Annotated in this window: 1 protein-coding gene and 2 pseudogenes; 2 read left to right on the top strand and 1 reads right to left on the bottom strand. The window is 47.2% G+C overall.

The genetic code is table 11. The features are described from left to right. Window positions 1-622: 622 nt before the first annotated feature. Window positions 623-1,075, bottom strand: coding sequence for a hypothetical protein (locus AC3EBE_RS16045; RefSeq protein WP_100664469.1), 453 nt, complete (start codon window positions 1,073-1,075; stop codon window positions 623-625). 235 nt (window positions 1,076-1,310) lie between these two features. On the opposite strand from AC3EBE_RS16045, the pseudogene AC3EBE_RS16040 reads away from it, so the two are divergent. Together AC3EBE_RS16040 and AC3EBE_RS16035 are read left to right on the top strand one after the other, a co-directional pair. Further along, window positions 1,311-2,240, top strand: a pseudogene (locus AC3EBE_RS16040) (CapA family protein); the annotation flags it as partial. Window positions 2,241-2,343: 103 nt separating this feature from the next. Then, window positions 2,344-3,058, top strand: a pseudogene (locus tag AC3EBE_RS16035) (IS66-like element ISGka4 family transposase); the annotation flags it as partial.

Below are 3,058 nucleotides of genomic sequence, written 5' to 3'. Positions count from 1 at the left end.
TCAGCTGTTTCAATATGTGAACGTCGTCCTCCTGGAGCTGCCGGATGGACGCATCCAACGCTCACTGGATCGCTCCCTCACCCCTGAACAACGAAGGATTCTGCAGGGGTTGGGGCTGGATGAGAGCATTTACGTGTAACGTCATACGGAACGACCAGAGATGGTAAAAAAAGGATAGCCATCGCTCGTCGTGTTGGTCAAAAAGTTATTCTGAAAAACTAAATAAAAAATCCTTTGTTTTGACCTTGTTAGGGTGCGAAATGTGAGTTATTTTCTTAAATATTGCTTTTTTATTGAGTATGTTATAATCCAAAAAACACAAGGGGTATACACAAATAAAAATACATTATAGGCTATTTCAGGCTCCCCTATATATATTATTTTATCTACTCCAAAATTGATCACCCAATATATTATTACGATAATAAAATAGGCTATAGCATGCAGGAGAAATGATATAGGAGGATTCATTTGATTTATTCTTTGTAATACGTAGTCTATCAATAAGGAGATTGGTATACCGAACAAAATAACTAGCGGAAGTACACATATTATAGAGTAGAGTAAGGACTTGACAATAACTTCTAATAGTCCCTCTAAATGCCTTTAAGCGTGTGGAGTGTCAATCCGCCTTCTTCAGCAAATGCATCTCCTCCTCCACTTTCGCGATGCGGCCAAGTTGATAATCAAGCCGCTGATGAATGAGGGAGATGTCTTCTTTTGTCGCCATTTGCTCGCGAAGTCGGGAGAGCTGGTCTTTTGTTGCCATCTGCTCGCGAATGCCGGCCATTTCTCCGCGGAGGCTGGCGATTTCATGGCGCATGCCGTCTTGAATGCTGCGCTGTTCGAGTTGATTGTCGCGGATCGCTTTGATCATTTCCGTGTTTTCTTTCATCTGCTCCTTCAGCCAGCGCAGCTCTTCTTCCTGTTTGTCCATCCGTTGCTCAAGTTTGTCCACCCGTTGTTCAAGTTGACCCAATTTTTGCTTCACCGTTTGCATGTCTTGCTTCAGGACGGACATGTCATCGACAAGTCCTTGAACAAGTGTGGTTAACTGCCGCAACAGCTCTTCCATGAAGAAACCTCCTTATCGAGATGGGATTCACTCGGGGCGTTTCAACCATGAAACGTGAGGAGTCCAAGATGTGGAAATAGGAGAGGAAACGCCTACAAGCTCATTATATCATGGCTTGGCTAGGTCATCACTCCTAAATTGAGGGAAAGAAAAGGGATAAATAGGGGGTGTGTTGAATACGTCATTAGCAGAAGTTGTGGTAGTTTGAAGAAAATAGATTGATAGGAGAGGGAATATGAACGCATGGATCAAGGGAAGAAATGCGGCGCTTATGTGTATGGCGTCCGTCTTTTTATTTTCCTGCAGCAATGCGGCTGATCGCGGCGTCGAGGAAGTGCTGGCAGCGCCAAACGAACTGGCGGGGCAAACAATCGAGCATCCACCGCTGCCGAGTCCGATCGATAAGATGGTGATAGCGTCAGCCTCTGCCAAACAAGCGGCGCCGAACCCGAGCGAGGTGCGCATCACCATCAGCGCGGCGGGCGATGTGACGCTTGGGCGTGATGAAAACTACGGTTATGCGTATTCGTTTGATGAAGAAGCGAAGAAGCACGGCTTGCGCTATTTTACGAAATACATTGAGCCGATCTTCAAAAAGGACGATTTTACGACCGTCAATTTGGAAACGACGCTGACGACCTCGACGCGGAAGGCAAGCAAGAAATTTCGTTTTCGCGGCCACCCGAGTTATGCGAAAATCTTAACCTATGGCGGCATTGATGCTGTGAATCTGGCCAATAATCATACATACGATTACTTGCAACGAGGATACAATGACACGATTGCCTGTTTAAAAAAGGAAAACATCGGTTATTTCGGCCGCACGCTCCGGCTGTTGAAAACGGTCAAAGGCATTCAAGTTGGAGCGCTTGGCTATGAAGGCTGGAGCAACACCAGCACGTTGCGCAAGCAAATCGCCAACGATATTCGCACGCTTCGGAAACAAGGAGCCGACATCGTTTTCGTCCATTTCCATTGGGGAGTGGAACGAAGCTATGTGCCAAACAGCACGCAAAAGGCGCTCGGCCGCTTTGCGATTGACAGCGGCGCCGATTTGGTCGTCGGCCATCACCCGCACGTCGTGCAAGGGATCGAGGAGTACAAAGGCAAATTTATTGTCTACAGTTTAGGGAATTTTATGTTTGGCGGAAACAAAAACCCGAGCGGTAACTATTCAGCCCGTACATAGAAAAAATTTACGAGAGCCGGTTTGTTCGTACCTTCCTTGTCTATACTAATTACCATCATAGACATGGGAGGTGAACACAATGGCAAATGTTGCTTTTGGCTTCCAAGAAGCGGTCTTCACACTCGAAAGCATGGTGGCAAACATCGAACGTCAAGCACAGACCATCGAAAAACTCATCAACGAAAATAAACAGTTAAGACAAGAAAACCAGCAATTGAAAGCACGTATTGCAGAATTAGAAGCCCGTACGAAAAAAAACAGTACGAATAGTCATTTACCGCCGTCCTCTGACCGGTTTGGGGCGAAATCTCCTTCTCGCCAACCGTCGGAGAAACGGCCGGGAGGACAGCCAGGGCACCAAGGAACGACGCTCCGCCAAGCACCGAATCCTGACCATCGAGTCCTTCACCGTGTGACCCAATGCAAAGGATGTGGTCACTCTTTAGAACATGTCGATCCACTTCAAGTAGACATTCGCCAAGTGTTCGACCTCCCAGTGGTTCGCATGGAAGTCACTCAACATGAGCGGGAAATCAAGCGTTGTCCGGAATGCCGACTTGTCCAGCAGGCGGAGTTCCCTTTCTATGTCACCAATCATGTACAATATGGACCGGTCATCACTTCACTCCTGTTATACTGGAATCACGCGCAGTTGATTCCGTGCGAACGGATTACGGAGATGGTGAAAACATTATTTCATCATCCCATTAGTGCCGGAACGGTCGTGAACATGACGAGACGGTGGCAGCCTGTGTTAGAAGCAGCGATCGAAGAAATCGAAGCCGCGCTGCTCA

The sequence above is a fragment of the Mesobacillus sp. genome, assembly GCF_057785455.1.
This window is presented reverse-complemented; position numbering and strand designations above follow the sequence as displayed.